We start from the raw sequence: 17,638 nt of genomic DNA, 5'->3' as shown, positions 1-17,638 counted from the left end.
TGAATACAGTCATTCTAACATATTTTTTGACGCTTAAAGTACATTTTGCGAATATTTTTTCTATTTTTCGAAAAAATAATAAATAAACGTCTGTTTTTAAAGGGCATTATCGACCTTTTACACGTTTAATGTTCGTATATATAAAAAGAACGTGTCCACCCCAATCAGCAAACACGTTCTCAATACATTCTTAATCTAAAAATGGTAGCGCGTCGCCTAAACGACCAACTACTGCAAGCACTCGTTCGTAAGTCAACTCATCCGGTGCAACCAAATCCGGCACCATAATAACATCTAGGCCAGCTTTGTAAGCTGCATTTACCCCATGGATCGAATCTTCTAAAACGATGGTTTCTTCTTTGTTTAAATTATAGTCCGCAACAACTTTCAAGTAAATTTCGGGATCTGGTTTTGCATTGGTCACTTGGTCACCAGCAACAATCCCTTTAAAGTATCTACGAATGCCAGTTGCTTCCAATAGATATTCTACAGTAGCTAAATTTGTAGATGAGGCAACATAGCAATCTACCCCTCTAGCTTCTAGTGTATCTAGGACTTTCAATAAGTCATCTTTCATATCAGGCACTTGGTCCTTGATGACTTCTAAATAACGTTGGTCTTCACGAGCAAGCAATTCTTTTGCCTTGTCCATGTCGCCAATCATTTCCGCATACATTGCTAAGGTTTCTTTTTCGCCGACACCTACATATTTTAGGTAGTCTTTCATTTCGAATTCAATTCCTAAAGAATTAAACCCTTCTTTATTTACTTGCGCGTAAACTTTCTCAGTGTCTAGCATTAAGCCATCCATATCAAAAATTACTGATGTTTTCATAAATATCCCCGCTTTGTAGTTTTTCTCGAACTTCGCTAATAAAATAGAATGATCCGCAGAAAATGATTACGGCTTCAGGTTTATTATGTGCGATATCCATATAGTAATCATACCAATTTTCTACAAAATGCGCATCTGTATCTGCTAAATAATCTTCACGACTACGGGCATCGTAATAATCAAAGCTCGTTACATGTAAATCAATCGCAGGGAAAGTAGCCACATAGTCCAATGATTCCTTGATATCTTTACGTGTTAAAGCTGCAAACATCATGATGACTTCGCGTCCTGCAAAGGATTTTTGAATTTCTGGTACCAATACTTGAATTGCTGAAATATTGTGGGCACCATCGATATAAGTTTCAGGCATGTCAATCACACGTTCTAAACGGCCAGGAATCTCTGTTTCATGAATCGCTTCAATGGCAGTGTCTTCATCAAAGTGTAAATGATTCACTTCAGTAAAATTGCGGAAAGCAGCTAAAGCTGTTTGTGCATTCCATACTTGGTAGAAACCTAATTGTGGCACTTGAACTGCAGCTTCAGATTTATATGAAATTAATTGACCTTCATTTTCATCAACAGCCTTTTGAATAATGTCGATATATGCTTGATCCATTTCACCAATGACAGTACGGTCACCCTGATGAATAATACCAGCTTTTTGACGGGTAATGGCTGCTTCATTTTTACCAAGACCAGGAATATGGTCACGGCCAATGGAAGTGATGACACGAACAGCTGATGGTAATACGTTAGTATAATCTGTTCTGCCACCAATACCTACTTCAACAATCATCACGTCGACATCGACTTTGCTCGCGTAAACAAAATAAGCAAGCGTTAAGACTTCAAAATAAGTCATGGCTGGAATATGTAAATCTTCAATGTGTTGACGCACTTCATTCATTAAATCGATGAAGTCGCGTTCATTGACGTCTTCTTGGTTGTAGCGAATACGTTCACTTAAATTCACTAAATGAGGAGAGGTAAATAATAAAGTTGAATAACCGTGATCACGTGCAATTTTTTCAATATAACGACAAGTTGAGCCCTTACCATTCGTACCTGTTACATGAATGGCTGGTGCTTTTAATTCAGGATGACCAAGGTCAGTTAAAATATCTTTCAAACGTTGTATATCTTTGGGAGCACCCTCGGTGTAAACGTTCATCCATTGCTCAATTTGTTCCATGTTTTGCATTAATACTTGCATGCTAAATGCCCTCCAAATTCAAAATAAAAAAGCCTACTACTTAACAAATTTACAACGTTGAGTAGTACGCCTCTTTGTGCAAGAAAACATCTTACCAGAAGCTATTCTAGCATGGAAATGCTTTCTTGACTATATTATTTTTGTAAATGCATTTAGACAAAATTTACCAAAAATTTACAATTTACATGAAAAAAGGAGGATTCTTGGTCAGAATCCTCCTTTTTGACGAACTATTTAAATGATTATTCACCGCGTAATTCGGCAATACGTTCTTTGGTAGAAGCCAATTTGTCTTGGTAGTCCAAGCCTTTTTGACGTTCTTCATCTACAACGGCAGCTGGTGCGTTGTTTACGAAACGTTCATTTGATAATTTCTTCTCAACACGGTCAACTTCTGATTGCCATTTTTGTAATTCTTTTTCAAGACGAGCAATCTCTTCTTCGATGTCAATGAAACCTGCTAATGGCAAGTAAATATCTCCACCGTCAAAGAATAAAGTAACTGCTTGATCAGGTGCAACAGCTTCTGTATCCACTGTTAATGTTTCAGGGTTTGTGAAGCGGTTGATGAAAGCAACGTTATCTGAAACAGCTTGACCAATTTCTTGGGTACGAGGTTTCACGATAATATCAATTGGTTTAGACAAGGCAACGTTTTGTTTGTTACGTGCGTTACGGATAGCTTTAACCAATGAAATCACGTAGTTCATGTCGCTAGCTGCTTTTTCATTTGATAGACTTTCGTCCACTGTTGGATAAGCAGATGTTACGATTGAAGCTTCTTTATGCGGAATGTGTGCCCAAATTTCTTCAGTTACAAATGGCATAATTGGGTGCATCAAACGTAAGATGTTGTTTAAGGTATATGCTAAAACAGAACGCGTTGTCTTTTTCGCAGTCTCATCTTCAGATTGTAAGGTTTCCTTAGCCATTTCGATATACCAGTTACAGAATTCATCCCAGATGAAGTGGTATAAAGCACGACCAGCTTCACCAAATTCGAAGTTGTCGAAGTTAGTGGTTACTGATGCGATGGTTTCATTCAAGCGTGTTAAAATCCATTGATCTTTGATTTCAGTCACATTTGAAAGATCGATTTCATCGTAAGTTAAATCATCAAGGTTCATGATGGCATAACGAGATGCATTCCAAATCTTGTTGATGAAGTTCCAAGCAGCTTCAAGTTTTTCTTCGTTGTAACGAATATCTTGACCAGGTGTAGAACCTGTTGCTAAGAACCAACGTAAAGCATCGGCACCGTATTGTTCCACAACATCCATAGGGTCAACACCGTTACCTAATGATTTAGACATCTTACGGCCTTGGCTATCACGGATTAAACCGTGGATTAAGACATTCTTAAATGGACGACGACCAGTAAATTCCAAACCTTGGAAGATCATACGTGCAACCCAGAAGAAGATGATGTCATAACCTGTTACTAAGGTAGATGTTGGGTAGTAACGTTTGAAGTCTTCAGATTCAGTATCTGGCCAACCCATCGTTGAAAATGGCCATAAAGCACTAGAGAACCAAGTATCCAATACGTCTGGATCTTGTGTCCAGTTTTCAGCATCTTCCGGTGCTTCTAAACCAACATACATTTCGCCAGTTTCTTTGTGGTACCAAGCTGGGATTTGGTGACCCCACCATAATTGACGTGAGATAACCCAGTCATGGGCATTTTCCATCCATGTTTTGAAGGTATTTTCAAAACGTGGTGGGTAGAAATCAACACGGTCTTCAGTGTCTTGGTTATCCAATGATTTTTCAGCTAATGGACGCATTTTAACGAACCATTGTGTAGATAAACGAGGTTCAACAACCACACCTGTACGTTCAGAGTGACCAACAGAGTGGACCATTTCTTCAACGCGGATTAAGTTACCTAATTTGTCTAATTCTTCCACAACAGCTTTGCGGGCTTCTTCACGTGTCATACCTTCGAAGCGACCAGCATTTTCGTTCATTGTTGCGTCGGCATTCATGACGTTAATGCGTGGTAAGTCATGACGGTTACCTACGGCGAAGTCGTTAGGATCATGAGCAGGTGTAATTTTCACAATACCTGTACCGAATTCACGTTCAACATAGTCGTCCGCAATAATTGGAATTTCGCGACCTACGATTGGTAATGTAACAGTCTTACCAACTAAGTGTGCGTAACGGTCATCTTTCGGGTGAACCGCAATAGCAGTATCCCCAAGCATTGTTTCAGGACGAGTTGTGGCAATTTCCACTGAACCAGAACCATCAGTTAATGGGTATGATAGGTGGTAGAATGCACCTTGGTCATCAGAATAGATAACTTCCATATCTGATAAGGCAGTTTGTGCTTTTGGATCCCAGTTGATGATATATTCACCGCGGTAGATTAAACCTTTGTTGTATAGGTCAACGAAGACTTTACGAACAGCCTTGTTTAGCCCTTCGTCCAAAGTGAAACGTTCGCGAGAATAGTCAACAGAAATACCCATTTTCGCCCATTGTGCACGGATTGTTTCAGCGTATTCTTCTTTCCAGTCCCACACTTGGTCGATGAATTTCTCACGGCCTAAGTCGTAACGAGAAACGCCTTCTTCAGCTAATTTTGCTTCTACTTTTGCTTGTGTTGCAATACCTGCGTGGTCCATCCCTGGTAACCATAAAGTATCGTAGCCTTGCATACGTTTTTGGCGGATAGCCATATCTTGTAAAGTTACATCCCAAGCGTGACCCAAGTGTAATTTACCTGTTACGTTTGGTGGCGGAATAACGATTGAATAAGGTTCAACGGTTTTATCGCCGTTTGGTTCGAAAACGCCAGCTTCTAGCCATTTGTCATAACGACCGGCTTCAACCGCGTTTGGTTGGTATTTGGTAGACATATTTGTCTCTTTCATGAAGCTTCCTACTTTCTGATTGAAATTTTTGGCATAAGAAAAGCCCTATACTACAGGCATCTCAATGAGATCATCTATAGTATAGGGCGCAAATTTACATGCTCGGTACCACCTACATTTTTACTTAAGGCATACCAAAAGTAGACTTTTCATCCATCTGGCAACCTATTGGACATGATAACGGTGTCGACCGACGTAAATTGGCTTCTGCCTGTGATGCAACATTTATTGGTTTGTTTACTTGCTCCCAGCACCGCAAGCTCTCTTCAAAACGCCACAACAAAACTCATCACTTTACTTATATTATTTGCACCAAATATCATAGCACGTCCGCTGATTTAAATCAAGTTTGCATATGATTTGCTTGCTTATTTAGGATGCTATTCTGTATGATTTCACTGATTTGTCCCGAATGGATGCTCATTCTGTAATCATAACCGATATGAAAAGGGGGCAGGACAAAAAGTCCCACCCCCTTCATATCATATTTAAAATCACGATTAGTTAGCGCGTTTTACTTTACCTTTCCAATCACTCATGCCGCCCTCTAAGATATAAATATCTTCATAACCAGCTTCGCGCAATTTTTTCGCTACGCGGCCAGTTAAGTTATGCATATCTGCGTATAGGTAGATTGGTTGTGTTTTGTTGAAACCTGGCACACCTTGTTGCAAAGTTGAGTAAGGCACGTTACGTGCACCAAGAATATGTGCTGAGTTGAATTCATTTGCTTCACGGATATCCACAACTTGTGCTGAATGCATTGTTTGTTGGAAATCTTCTTGCGAAATCATTGTCGCGTTATTTTTACGTAATAAGTAGCTGTATAACCAGAAGCCTCCCCATACTAATAACACGACGATCAAGATAATCCATGAAACCATACCAAAATTAATCATTTACTATTTTTCCCTTCTATTCCAAACTACAAAAAATTAAATATTTGCCATTACCAATGAAGCTGCACCATACACACCAGCATCGTTACCTAGTGTTGCTAATTTGATGTGGGTAGTTGCACCGACACCTGGGTAAACTGATTCATTGAAATGTTGCGTTACTTTATCTAATAAGTATTGACCTGCATTCGCAACCCCACCACCGATTAAGATGTATTTAGGGTTTGTTACGGCAGCAATTTGGCCTAAAGCACGACCTAAATGACTCATTGTTTCGTCCACAACAGCTTCTGCGAAAATATCGCCAGCTTCTGCTGCTTTGAAGATATCTTCAGATGTTACTTTTTCACCGTTAAAAATGCGTCCTTGAATGGCTGAACCAGTATCATCCATCGCATAAGCAAGTTCACCAGCAGTCCACACAATACCAGAAGCAGATGCGACTGTTTCTAAACAACCATGTTTCCCGCATGTACATTTACGACCATCTTCTTTAGAGAACATATGGCCAATTTCACCTGCAGCACCTTGACCAACCACTAGTTGATTATTGACGATGACACCACCACCAACACCAGTACCTAATGTCACTAACACGACGTCGCTCGCGTGGTCGCCGGCACCCTTCCATTGCTCGCCTAAAGCCGCAACATTGGCATCATTTTCGATAAAAATAGGCCAATCTGCGTTAAAGTAGCTACGAATATCGTCCGCAACAGGTTGCTCGTCAACCCAGTTAAGATTGTAAGCACCCGTAACAGTACCTTTTTCACGGTTTACAACACCTGGAGACCCCATACCGATACCTAAAATATCGTCATTGGTCCAGTTATTTTCTTTCATCTTCGCGTCGATTGCTTGGTTCAAGTCATGAATAATGTGTTGGCCTTCGTCTTTGTTATCTGTCGGCACTGACCATTGATCGATAATGTCGCCTTCAGTTGAGACTACTGATAATTTAATTGAAGTACCACCTAAGTCGATACCAAAAATTTTCTTTGTCATTATACTAACTCCCTTTTTAAATTGCATCTTTATTCTTATTTTATCAGACTTTTGCAAAAAAGATTAGTCCCTTTTGAAAAAAATGGTACCGGTTGCATCTAGACTATGCTTCAGCAAGCAAAACATGGTTGACTGGGATATCAAAGTCATCCCGTTCAAAGCGAATGGCTTCGTCCATCATGCCTGGTAAGGCCAATGAAATTGTTTGCCCCTTATAATCCGCTAGGTAGATATCATAATAGCCTCCACCATGCCCAATACGGTAGCCATCTTTAGTGAAGAATAAGCCAGGGACAATCATCAAATCAATGTCTTTTTTGTCAACAAACGTCGCATCATCTTTAGGTTCAAGAATACCAAATTTGGTGCGCGCCAATCGGTCTACCCCTTCAAACACACCAAAAGTCATTTGACGTTTGGGTAAAGTTTTGGGGACCACGACTTGCTTACCTACTGTAATGGCATAATCGATAATTGGCTTGGTGTCGATTTCTCCAGGATGAGACATGGTAACAGCAATCGTCCGGGCAGATTCAAAGGCTGGGTGGTTGAATAATTGCGCATATAAATCAGCTTGCATCGGGATTCGGTCAGATTGGGGTAATGCTTGCCAATAGGCGAATACTTGGTCGCGAATGGCTTGCTTGCTTAGGGTTGTTGGTACTTTTTCCATTAAAAATAAACGCCTCCTATGGCATAATCGCGTTGACGGTTCCTTGATTTAAGAGGATGAAAATGGCGATGATCAGGTACACGGCAAGTGACCCAATTCGTTGCGTTTTGCGGTCGTCGTGGCCTTCGCCCTTCATCAGGGTCATGGTGATTAGGAAACCACCGACAATCCCGCCGATGTGGCCCCAAATGTCGATACCAGAGCCCAGGAAGCCAAAGACCAAGTTCATCCCAATCAACATCATGTATTGCGAACCAAGGTTTTGGATATAACGGTTAGACGGATACAGGTTTCTTAGCGCCAAAAAGACTGCGAAGAGACCAAATAATGCCGTCGATGCACCCGCCGAAACGTTATCTGAGAATTGATATGAGAAAAGATTCCCCATAATCCCAGAAGCTAGGTAAATCGCCAAATACTTCCAACGTCCGATAATTTCTTCAACCATCGAACCTAGATAATACAAAGTAATCGTGTTGATCAATAAATGCATCCAGCCAATATGCAAGAAAATCGGCGTAATCAAGCGCCAGTACTCCCCTGCAGCAATTAGTGGATTAAATTTCGCCCCGAATAAAATCAAGGTCAAAGCCGACTCAGACCCGCCCATCACTTGCATCGCAAGGAAAAGCACCACCTGAATCGCAATCAAAACATACGTAACATACGGTTTCTTATTCGCCATCGTAAACTCCTTTAGTTGTATGAAAATTGCAATTGCGTAAAATCATATCTTACATTATACCCTAGTCACCGCCAATTAACAGTCACGACCATCGTGCTCGCCAACTACTGGTGGTTAGTGTTTGCTAGGGTTGGGAGTTTGAGTGAACACATCGAATGATTTGGTACATTTTTCCTCAATTTGTAGCGGACAGTTTTCAATGTATCGATCCTCATATTTTGAAAATGAAAAAGACCCACACCTTGTTTGCACAAGATGCAGGTCTCCAATAGTAAATACGTATTTATTATTTGTGTCGTTACCGAGTCAGTTGCCTAACTAAAGTTAATTATTTAACTTCACGGAACAAGCAAACTTTACGTAATTTTGGACTATATTTTTTCACTTCTAAACGGTCTGGATTGTTACGTTTATTTTTTTCTGTTAAGTAAACACGTTCACCTTTTAGTTCAGTGTTTTCTAAAATAATATTCACACGCATGCGATACCCCTCCAATACAATAAAATTATTAACTGATATACAGTAACCATACTTGAGTATTGTATCATAATCTATATCCTTATGCCAAGTATTTTTTACCCCACTCGTAAATACAATTGATAAAAAGCTAGGTCCGAAAACCTAGCCTCTTATCATTCATCCGTAAAAGCTTAATGATTCAACTATAATCACTAATCTTCCAAGGCTTGTTGGTATTCATCAATATTATAGTACAAACCTAATACAGCTGGTGCAATTGCTTGTGCGGATGTTGCAACACCGGCTTTGGTATTTGGAATAACAATTGAAACGGCAATTTCTGGATCGTCATAAGGCGCCCAACCTGCCCATGTAGAGTTTTCATACACATCATCAATTGTCGCAGTACCTGATTTACCAGCTACTTCAATTGGGAAACCACTGAAAATACTGTAACCCAAACCTTCGCTCGTGTTGACAACTGACCAGATACCTTCACGTACTTCTTGTAATTCTTCATCTGTCAATGACACATGGTTCAATACGGTAGGTTCATATTCATAAACCACAGCACCTTCAGTTGTATCTTCAGCTGGTGCTAATACTTTGTCCAATACGTGCATCGCATAACGCGTACCACCATTAGCCATGGTAGAAATGTATTGGTTCAATTGAATTGGTGTATAGGTATCAAATTGACCGAATGCTAAGTCAAGTGCGTTACCAGGTTGATCTGTTTTCCCACCGTTAATACCAGTAGACTCGTTTTCCAAATCAATACCTGTAGAAACACCTAATCCGAATTCCGCAAAATGCGAACGGATTTGTTGGTAAATTGCATCCGTATCAAGTCCAGCTAAGTCCATGTTTGGTTCGTAGTAATTAATACCACCCAATGCCATGGCAATCTTAATCATATAGATATTTGATGATAAGGCCAAGGCTTGTTTATCTGTTAACTCTCTTGGTGCCGAATCATTGTTTGATGTAAACCACCAAGAACCTTTTACTGGAGTTCCTGAGAAGTATAGCGGTTCATCGGTTTTCACATTATCAGAACCAACTTCTAGTAAGCCAGTCGCATAACCAGTTGCAATCGTTGCCCCTTTGACAACAGACCCTGAAATAAATGAAGAGTTAATGGTACCAAGGGCATCATCAATAATTTCTCCATCGTCAGTTTTCCGTTTCCCTACTAAGGCATATACTTCACCCGTTTGTGGGTCAGACGCAACAATATAGATTTGATTATTTGCTTCATCGGTTGCAGCCTCAAGATATTGGGTCGCATATTGCTCTAACTCAGCTTGATATTCAGAATCAATGGATAATTGAATGGTGTTACCCATTTCCCCTTCATAAGTTTGTTCAGTTCGAAGGATGTCACCATCTTGGCTGACTTCAGTTTCATAAGTCGTTTTCGAACCACGTAATAAGTCTTCGTATTCTAATTCCAAATATGAAGTCCCTACACGGTCATTCAAAGCGTAGCCTTTGGCCAAGTAGTAAGATTGTAAATCACTTGGAATACCCTCTTCAGTACTTGTCACGCCACCTAATAATGAGCGTAGTAATGAATCTAATGGATAGGTTCGTTGCCAGTCCATTGTCACGTTTACGCCAGGTAATTCTTGGGCGTGTTCCGCAACGACAGCAGTTTCCTCAGTCGTAACCTCTTCGTTTTTAATGAAGACTGTCGATAAGGCAGATGCTGCATTCATTTTTGAAAAAATTACTGCAGCTTCTTTTTGTTGATTGTTTAAGCCACTGATATCCTCATCCGTTACTTTGGACAACTGAATACTATATATCTCATCATCTGAAGCGGCCAATTCTTCTTCAGTCAATCGGTCGTTAATAAGATCCGTATTGGCTGCCACGAAGTAATCTTGTAAATCACGTTCAGACACATCTTCAATCGATACGGCAATATAACCAGCTAAGGCATTAGCTGTTGCGACCATATCTTCCCCAGACACTTGTTGGCCACGAGTATAAGAAATTGCTTGAAGTGGTTCATTATCCACCATGACAACCCCATTGGCATCAATAATCAGCCCACGTGGTACAGATTCCTCAACAATTGTAGTCTCTGTCGCATTGACCAAATCAGAGAACATATCCCCTTGGACCAATTGCAAATAACCCAATCGTAAAATTAATACCGCAAATAAGACAAAGATGGCAATCATCATCACATTTAATCGGCTTAAAAAGGGACCCCAAATGGGTGCGCGTCTTTTTGGTTGATTATCGTCATACCCCGACTTTTCTATCTTTTCTTCATTTTTTTTGTGAAGTTTTCGTTTGTTTTGATCATGTTGACCCAACTTGTCACCTACTTTCAATAAAACACTTACTGTTGCCAAAAATTCCCAAAACTTTTGGACAATGTAATCTATTATATTATACACAAAAACCCATGTATACATGCACTGAAATTATTAAGATTATTTTGAAAATAGATACATACATTTAGTTTTTGTAAATTTGTGCATTGGCTAACCGCCAATAATTGGAAATATGATATGCTAGTTACAATTCAAAAAAGGAGTACGTGTCATGACGCAACTATATCAAGCAATACAAAAAATATGTCAAAAACACCCACTCAAATCGGCAATGGTCGGCTTATTTCTAGCCGTATTTGTCCTCATGGGCGCCTTCTTTGCCGTGGGTCTACAAATTGCGCCCTTTGGCAACGGCACCATACTAACCGTCGATTTGGGCCAGCAATATGTTGATTTTTACCAATATTACCGCGATGTCTTTTACGGTAATTGGGACCAACTATTCTATTCCTTCACCAAAGCAACCGGAGGAGAAATGGTCGGCACCTGGTCCTATTACCTCATGTCGCCCTATCTACTATTACTACTGGTCTTCCCCCAATCCTGGCTATCCTTCGCCGTAGCCCTCATCGTGGTCTTAAAACTAGCCACCGGGGCCGCAGCCTTCCAGTTCATGTTGGGTCGGCTATATAATGAAGTAACCTGGCAATCGCTAACCTTTTCCTTTGCCTATGCCTTCATCGGCTACCTATCCGCAAACCAATTGAACGTCATGTGGCTCGATGGGGTCATTTTTCTACCCTTCTTGATTTGGGGCTTGGAAAAAATCATGCGCGGTCAAGCCGGTTGGACCTATGCATTTTGGTTGGCGGCGATTTTAATATCGAACTACTACATCGGCTACATGATTTGTCTGTTTACCGTATTATTCTTCGCCTATCGGTTCGTTGCCCATAGTAGTCCAACTTTGCATGCAACCGAAAATGAAGCTCACTTGAATGGTCAGCTGGCGGCTGCTAGCAAGTATCAAGCAAACTACTTTTCCAATATAAAAGGCTATCTCACAAAGACTACGGCTAAATTTGCTGGTTGGTCCCTAGCCGGTGGTGGGCTAGCTGCTTTCCTATTAATCCCGACTTTTTACGCCTTAACGACGTCAAAAGGGGCGCAGTCATCGCCGCCACTCGAATTAAAAGCGGATTACCCGATTTATGATATTGTGTCTAAATTTATTCTTGGACCTTTTAATTTCGATCAAATGCCAGACGGGTTACCGAATATATTCATCGGTAGCTTGCCATTAATCATGGCTATTCTATTCTTCTTCAGTAAGAAAATTGCCTTGAGTGAACGCTTAGCGGCCTTGGCTGTTACGGTGATTTTACTCTTGTCCATGAATATTTCAGCTTTTAATTTGGTTTGGCACGGTTTGCAATATCCAATTTGGTATCCATATCGTTTTTCATTTGTATTCTCGTTTTTCCTATTGTATATCGGCTACCAAGTCTATCGTTTGAAACCAAGTCTATCTATGAAAGCTGCTTTATCGCTACTAGTAGTTTTTGCAATGGGTTGCGGTTATCTCTTATACCGCATCGATGAATTTGATTACATTTCAGCAACCACTGTCATTATCACTTTCATCCTATTTGTAGGGATTGCCGCCTTGTTGATTATGGCCGCTGATTTCAACAAATTGATTTATGGATTACTGCTGGTTATTACAGCCAGTGAAGTCTTTGCCAATTCGGTTATTACCATTGCCAGCATTTCCTATTTAAAAGAGGATGATTTTGCCGCTTATATTAGCGAAACCAAACCTCTGGTGTCGGAATATGCACCCGGTGAAGATGAATTTTACCGCATGACCAAGACCTTCCAACGTACCAAAAATGATGCCATGCAATTAGGTTATTATGACTTGAATCATTTCAACTCGACCTTGGAACGAAACACCACACAGTTGTTCAAGCAACTTGGTTTTCCTATGAGTGATGGTTTCACCAACTATACGACGGGAACCTTGCTGACAGATGCCTTGTTTGGGGTAAAATACTACTTTTCCCTAACACCATTTGCTTCTGATCAAGGAAGTCTTTCCGACCGTGCGACGTCAACTCGTGCTGACCTTGGTTTGTATGATGTGACTGAGGTAACCGACCAAATGTTGGTGCACGAAAATCCAAATGCCTTGTCGCTTGGTTATATGGTCAACCAGGAAATTACTGATGTGGACGCGTCCGATGTGAATCCAATTTATTTACAAGATGAATTACTCAACGTCCTATTGGGGCAAGGTCCGACTGATGGCGTATCGCTTGATCAGTTTGAGATTGCCAACTTCGCGAGTATCGACCTTTTCCACGTCTCATCACAAGATGAATCCGTGGTCAATACGGCATACACACGTGATGATACTGGGGAAGATTCTTTCATCGATATTCATATTAATGTGAAAACAAACCAGTCGTATTACATCACAGTCCCGTCTTATTTGGATGACGAAGAGGTCAAATACTATTTAGATGGCGAGGAGTTGGATTATGATTCTTCATATCAATCCATCCAAGTTTTCAATATCGCCAGTGATGACCAAAATACGGAGAAAGTATTTACCATCCAACTATTAGAAGACGAAACAACTTTATCTGACGTCAACCTATATACGCTTGACCCAACAATCATTGAAACCATGTCTGAAGACCTGTCAGCGGGCAATTTACAGCTTGATACCTTTGACAATGCTAGTTTCTCAGGTACGGTAACGGTCGATGATCCAAGTGAATACTTGATGTTGACCATTCCTTATGCCAAAGGTTGGCACGCAAGCGTCAATGGTGAGGCCGTTGATACCATCGAACTACTCAACGGTGGCTTTATGGGTATCCAATTCCCTAAAGCTGGTACCTACGACATTTCCTTCTACTATGTACCAGAAGGTCTGATCCTTGGTTGCATCATCACCGTCGCCACGGCAGGTGTCTTAACCGGGATTTATGTATATGGTAAAAAGAGAAAACGCACATCTAAGAATGATGATTACTTAAATTAGGAAAGCCCGGGACTAGTCGTCTCGGGCTTTTTTGATTATGCGCATTACTGCAGGCAATCGCTTGATGGCGGTTCTATGGTTAGGTTATGGGATGAAATCTCATTCGATACAGTTTGGTGGTTTTTGTATGGAATGGCGGCCCATTCAATACGATTCTTCTGAGCTTTATGGAATCAACTGCCATTCAATTGAGTTTGGCGGTTTTTGTATGGAACGAACAATCATTCAATACGACTTCACGATTTTGTATGGAATGGCGCCTCATTCCATAATCTCCCACTCACGATACCTTCCAACACCAAAATTTACAAAAAAAAAAAGGTGGGTCTCAAGCCCACCTTTCTTCAGATCACATTTAATGAGAATTATTTAGCAGCGTCAAAACGTTCTGCTACAACATCCCAGTTAACGATGTTCCAGAATGCAGCGATGTAGTCTGGACGTACGTTTTTGTATTTCAAGTAGTATGCATGTTCCCAAACATCGATACCTAATAATGGTGTTTGACCATCCATTAATGGAGAATCTTGGTTTGGAGTTGAAGTGATTGCAACTTCACCGTTGTCAGCAACTAGCCAAGCCCAACCTGAACCAAAACGACCAGTAGCAGCAGTTTTGAATGCTTCTTGGAATTCAGCGAATGAACCGAATTTAGCATCGATAGCTTCTTTTAATGCGCCTGTAGGTTCTCCACCTGCATTAGCAGCGAATTGTTCCCAGAATAATGTATGGTTAGCGTGTCCACCAACATTGTTACGAACAGCAGTTTTTTTGTCTTCTGGAACTGAATCGAAGTTAGCTAAGATTTCTTCAGCAGATTTGTCAGCTAAGTCAGTACCTTCTAATGCAGCGTTAGCATTAGTCACGTAAGTGTTATGATGTTTGTCATGATGTAAGTGCATTGTTTCTTCATCAAAGTAAGGTTCTAGAGCATCATAAGCGTATGGTAATTCTGGTAATTCAAAAGCCATTAAAAATTCCTCCTAAGAAATTAAAGTTTTTTTGTTGTAAGTTCATCATAGCAATCCTTTTGCAAAATATCAAAAATTTAGCTTATTAAATTCTCATTTTTTAATCATTCGCATATTGCTTGAACACCTAGGCTTATTTTTGCCCCAATCTTTGTTATAATAGAATCTAGTATGAGAAATCAAGTTCTCCACAAAACGACTCCTTCGAGTTTACAGAAAAGAGCGAATGTATGAAAGAAACCAAACTACTCGTCATCTTATATGATGCCATCGTAAATTATCCAAAAACAATCCGCGTCATCGCCTACTCATATAAGCGCATGTTCGCCTACACACTTGTCCTGGTCGTCCTAGCATCCATCCCGAACTTCCTCGATACCCTAAAAGTATTCGAACTAATGGCAACCAACGGGCAATCCATTGCGAATCAAATTCCAGCCTATGAGGTAACTGATGGGAAAATGACAGCATCCGGCACAGACGGGTTCATTTACAAAACCGATTTAATGACCTACGCCTATGATCCTGATAACTCAATAACGACTGATGAAGTCACAACAGGAAACGGCACCCTAATAACCTTAGAAAACAATACCGATAACGTCACATTAACCATAATGGGACAAGCAATGGTTTTTACATATGACCAACTAGCCAGCTCCGGTACAAGCGAAGGATTAAAAACAGTCGTGACCGCGATGTCCACACTGAACCTCGCTTACTATCCATTAGTATTCATCATGGTCGCCATTGGTAATCTATTTAATATCTTACTAGCCGCAGTTATGATTGCCCTAGTCATTGGTTTACTACCAGATGCCATTCGCCTACGTTTGAAATTCAAAATGCGCCTACACTTGGCCATAGTATCCATCACCATGCCACTACTCGTGATTACCATATGCAACCTATTTGGTCTATACGCCATTTACCAACTAGAATTGATGTACCTATTCGCCCTAGTGCGCATCTGGCTTTTAATCAAAAAAGTCACCGTCATCAAAATTCCAAAATAACAAACGAAAAACACCTCTAGCCGAGCGCTAGAGGTGTTTTTGTTTCGTCAAATATAGCTATTGTGATATATGCATGATGAAAAAGAGTTGACGGCGGGCATCAACTCTTTTCATATCGATATTATTTACGCTTTTTGGCGAACTCTGATATTAATAATCAACTTTGTTTTCTTCTTTGTTTCGTTTACGTTGGTCACGACGTTTGATACGTTGATCTTTCATACGTGTATCTTTGTTGTGTTTCGCAATTTGACGGCTTAATTTCTTTTTGTAGCCTGGTTTTACTTTTGAACGTTTAGTACGTTCAATCATACCAGCAACTGCGTTATCAACTTCAGGTGCTTTTTGACGTGCAGAACGCGCATCATGATCTTTACCTTCAATTAATTCGTGATTTTTGATGTCTTTAAATTGGAATTTAATCCCTTTATTTTCCAACCATTCAATATCTTTCAATTCTTCTGGAATATAGAAAGTAATGGCTGTACCTGGTTTACCTTGACGGCCAGTACGACCAACACGGTGAATAAAGAATTCCAACTCATTTGGTACTTCATAGTTGATAACATGAGACACGCCATCAATATCAATACCACGGGCAGCTAAGTCAGTCGCAACTACATATTGGAAATCTAAGTTTTGTACTTGTTTCATGACACGGCGACGTTCACGCGCAGGTAAATCACCATGAATATGACCAACATTCAATCCTTGAGATTTCAAGTATTTGTAGATTTCTTCAACTGTCTCTTTTGTATTGGCAAAGATTAAAGCTAAATATGGTTGACCGATTGTTAAGGTATCGAATAACAAGGCTTTACGATCACGCCCTTTAACAGGCACTAATAAGTTTTCAATGGTATCTGAAATTTTGTTTTTCGCTTCAATTGTAGACCAGTCTGGATTAGACATATATTTCATCAAGAATGGTTTCAATTTTGGTGGTAACGTTGCTGAGAAAACATACATTTTCAAGTTTTTCGGCATACGACCTGCAATTTGGTCTACCACGTTTAGGAAACCTAAGTCTAGTGTCATATCAGCTTCATCAACAACGAAATCGCGCACTTGATGTACAGAAATTTTGTTGTTGTCGACTAAGTCTAATAGACGACCTGGCGTACCCACAACAATTTGCGGTACGTTAGATTCTAAACGGCTCGCTTGTTTTTGCGTATCCGTACCACCAAAAGCACGTTCAATATGGATTTCATCCGGTGAGAATGAAATAATTTGACGGGCAGCTTGGTACAATTGCTCAGCCAATTCACGACTTGGCGCTGTAATCACCAATTGTGTGTGGTGCTCTGGCGTAATTTTGTTCAATAATGGTAATAGGAATGCATGTGATTTACCAGAACCTGTTTGGCTTTGGGCAATCACGTCACGCCCTGCTTGAATTTTAGGAATAACACTGGCTTGAATAGGTGACGGCTCTGTAAAGTTTAAATCTGCAAGAGCCTCATAAATAAAGGGTTTAAAATCATATTGTGTAAAAGACATCGTCTCCCACCTTTCTCGCTTGCGCATCAACGCAAGAATTGTTCTTTTTGCTCATCCTAACTAGTATACCATTTTTCTTGTGAAATCTATAATAATAGCTGTATTAAAAATTCCTAAGAAAATCAAGCACATATCCTTGTGAAAGCATCG

13 protein-coding genes are annotated in these 17,638 nt (G+C 40.2%); 2 read left to right on the top strand and 11 right to left on the bottom strand.

Annotated elements, in window-relative coordinates:
* Positions 1–190 precede the first annotated feature (190 nt).
* The 9 genes from EF384_RS01570 to EF384_RS01530 form a co-directional block, all read right to left on the bottom strand.
* The gene (locus EF384_RS01570; protein ID WP_123779237.1) at positions 191–835 is read right to left on the bottom strand and encodes an HAD family hydrolase; all 645 of its coding nucleotides are present in this window, start codon (positions 833–835) and stop codon (positions 191–193) included.
* Positions 813–2,051 carry a bifunctional folylpolyglutamate synthase/dihydrofolate synthase gene (locus EF384_RS01565; protein WP_123779236.1) on the bottom strand — a complete coding sequence of 413 codons (1,239 nt, stop codon included), beginning with the start codon at positions 2,049–2,051 and terminating at the stop codon, positions 813–815. Before EF384_RS01565 ends, EF384_RS01570 begins: the two co-directional genes overlap by 23 nt.
* Before the next feature lie 242 nt (positions 2,052–2,293).
* On the bottom strand, positions 2,294–4,933 hold the full coding sequence (locus EF384_RS01560; RefSeq protein WP_123779235.1) for a valine--tRNA ligase: 2,640 nt from the start codon (positions 4,931–4,933) through the stop codon (positions 2,294–2,296).
* 500 nt (positions 4,934–5,433) lie between these two features.
* A complete protein-coding gene (locus tag EF384_RS01555) occupies positions 5,434–5,832 on the bottom strand; it encodes a rhodanese-like domain-containing protein (RefSeq protein ID WP_123779234.1) in 399 nt (132 codons plus the stop codon).
* A 36-nt stretch (positions 5,833–5,868) separates the two neighbouring features.
* A complete protein-coding gene (locus tag EF384_RS01550; RefSeq protein ID WP_123779233.1) occupies positions 5,869–6,837 on the bottom strand; it encodes an ROK family glucokinase in 969 nt (322 codons plus the stop codon).
* Positions 6,838–6,940: 103 nt separating this feature from the next.
* Positions 6,941–7,510 carry a 5-formyltetrahydrofolate cyclo-ligase gene (locus EF384_RS01545; protein WP_123779232.1) on the bottom strand — a complete coding sequence of 190 codons (570 nt, stop codon included), beginning with the start codon at positions 7,508–7,510 and terminating at the stop codon, positions 6,941–6,943.
* A 16-nt stretch (positions 7,511–7,526) separates the two neighbouring features.
* Complete coding sequence (locus EF384_RS01540; protein ID WP_123779231.1) at positions 7,527–8,195, bottom strand: rhomboid family intramembrane serine protease; 669 nt, start codon at positions 8,193–8,195, stop codon at positions 7,527–7,529.
* 328 nt (positions 8,196–8,523) lie between these two features.
* Positions 8,524–8,676 carry a 50S ribosomal protein L33 gene (gene rpmG / locus EF384_RS01535; RefSeq protein ID WP_123779230.1) on the bottom strand — a complete coding sequence of 51 codons (153 nt, stop codon included), beginning with the start codon at positions 8,674–8,676 and terminating at the stop codon, positions 8,524–8,526.
* Positions 8,677–8,867: 191 nt separating this feature from the next.
* A complete protein-coding gene (locus tag EF384_RS01530) occupies positions 8,868–11,024 on the bottom strand; it encodes a peptidoglycan D,D-transpeptidase FtsI family protein (RefSeq protein ID WP_233570002.1) in 2,157 nt (718 codons plus the stop codon).
* A 193-nt stretch (positions 11,025–11,217) separates the two neighbouring features.
* Between EF384_RS01530 and EF384_RS01525 the strand changes: the two genes are divergently transcribed.
* On the top strand, positions 11,218–13,998 hold the full coding sequence (locus tag EF384_RS01525) for a YfhO family protein (protein WP_123779229.1): 2,781 nt from the start codon (positions 11,218–11,220) through the stop codon (positions 13,996–13,998).
* 365 nt (positions 13,999–14,363) lie between these two features.
* Here EF384_RS01525 and EF384_RS01520 read toward each other — a convergent pair whose 3' ends face one another.
* On the bottom strand, positions 14,364–14,969 hold the full coding sequence (locus EF384_RS01520) for a superoxide dismutase (protein ID WP_123779228.1): 606 nt from the start codon (positions 14,967–14,969) through the stop codon (positions 14,364–14,366).
* A 230-nt stretch (positions 14,970–15,199) separates the two neighbouring features.
* On the opposite strand from EF384_RS01520, the gene EF384_RS01515 reads away from it, so the two are divergent.
* Positions 15,200–15,985, top strand: a complete 786-nt coding sequence (locus tag EF384_RS01515; protein WP_123779227.1) for a DUF1189 family protein — start codon at positions 15,200–15,202, stop codon at positions 15,983–15,985.
* Between the two features lie 150 nt (positions 15,986–16,135).
* Here the strand turns inward: EF384_RS01515 and EF384_RS01510 are convergent, their stop codons facing one another.
* Positions 16,136–17,488, bottom strand: coding sequence for a DEAD/DEAH box helicase (locus EF384_RS01510; protein ID WP_123779226.1), 1,353 nt, complete (start codon positions 17,486–17,488; stop codon positions 16,136–16,138).
* Positions 17,489–17,638: the final 150 nt, after the last annotated feature.

Source organism: Aerococcus agrisoli (assembly GCF_003797145.1).
Taxonomy (GTDB): domain Bacteria; phylum Bacillota; class Bacilli; order Lactobacillales; family Aerococcaceae; genus Aerococcus; species Aerococcus agrisoli.
Note: the sequence above shows the minus strand (reverse complement) of the source record. Positions and strands in the feature narration are given on the sequence as shown.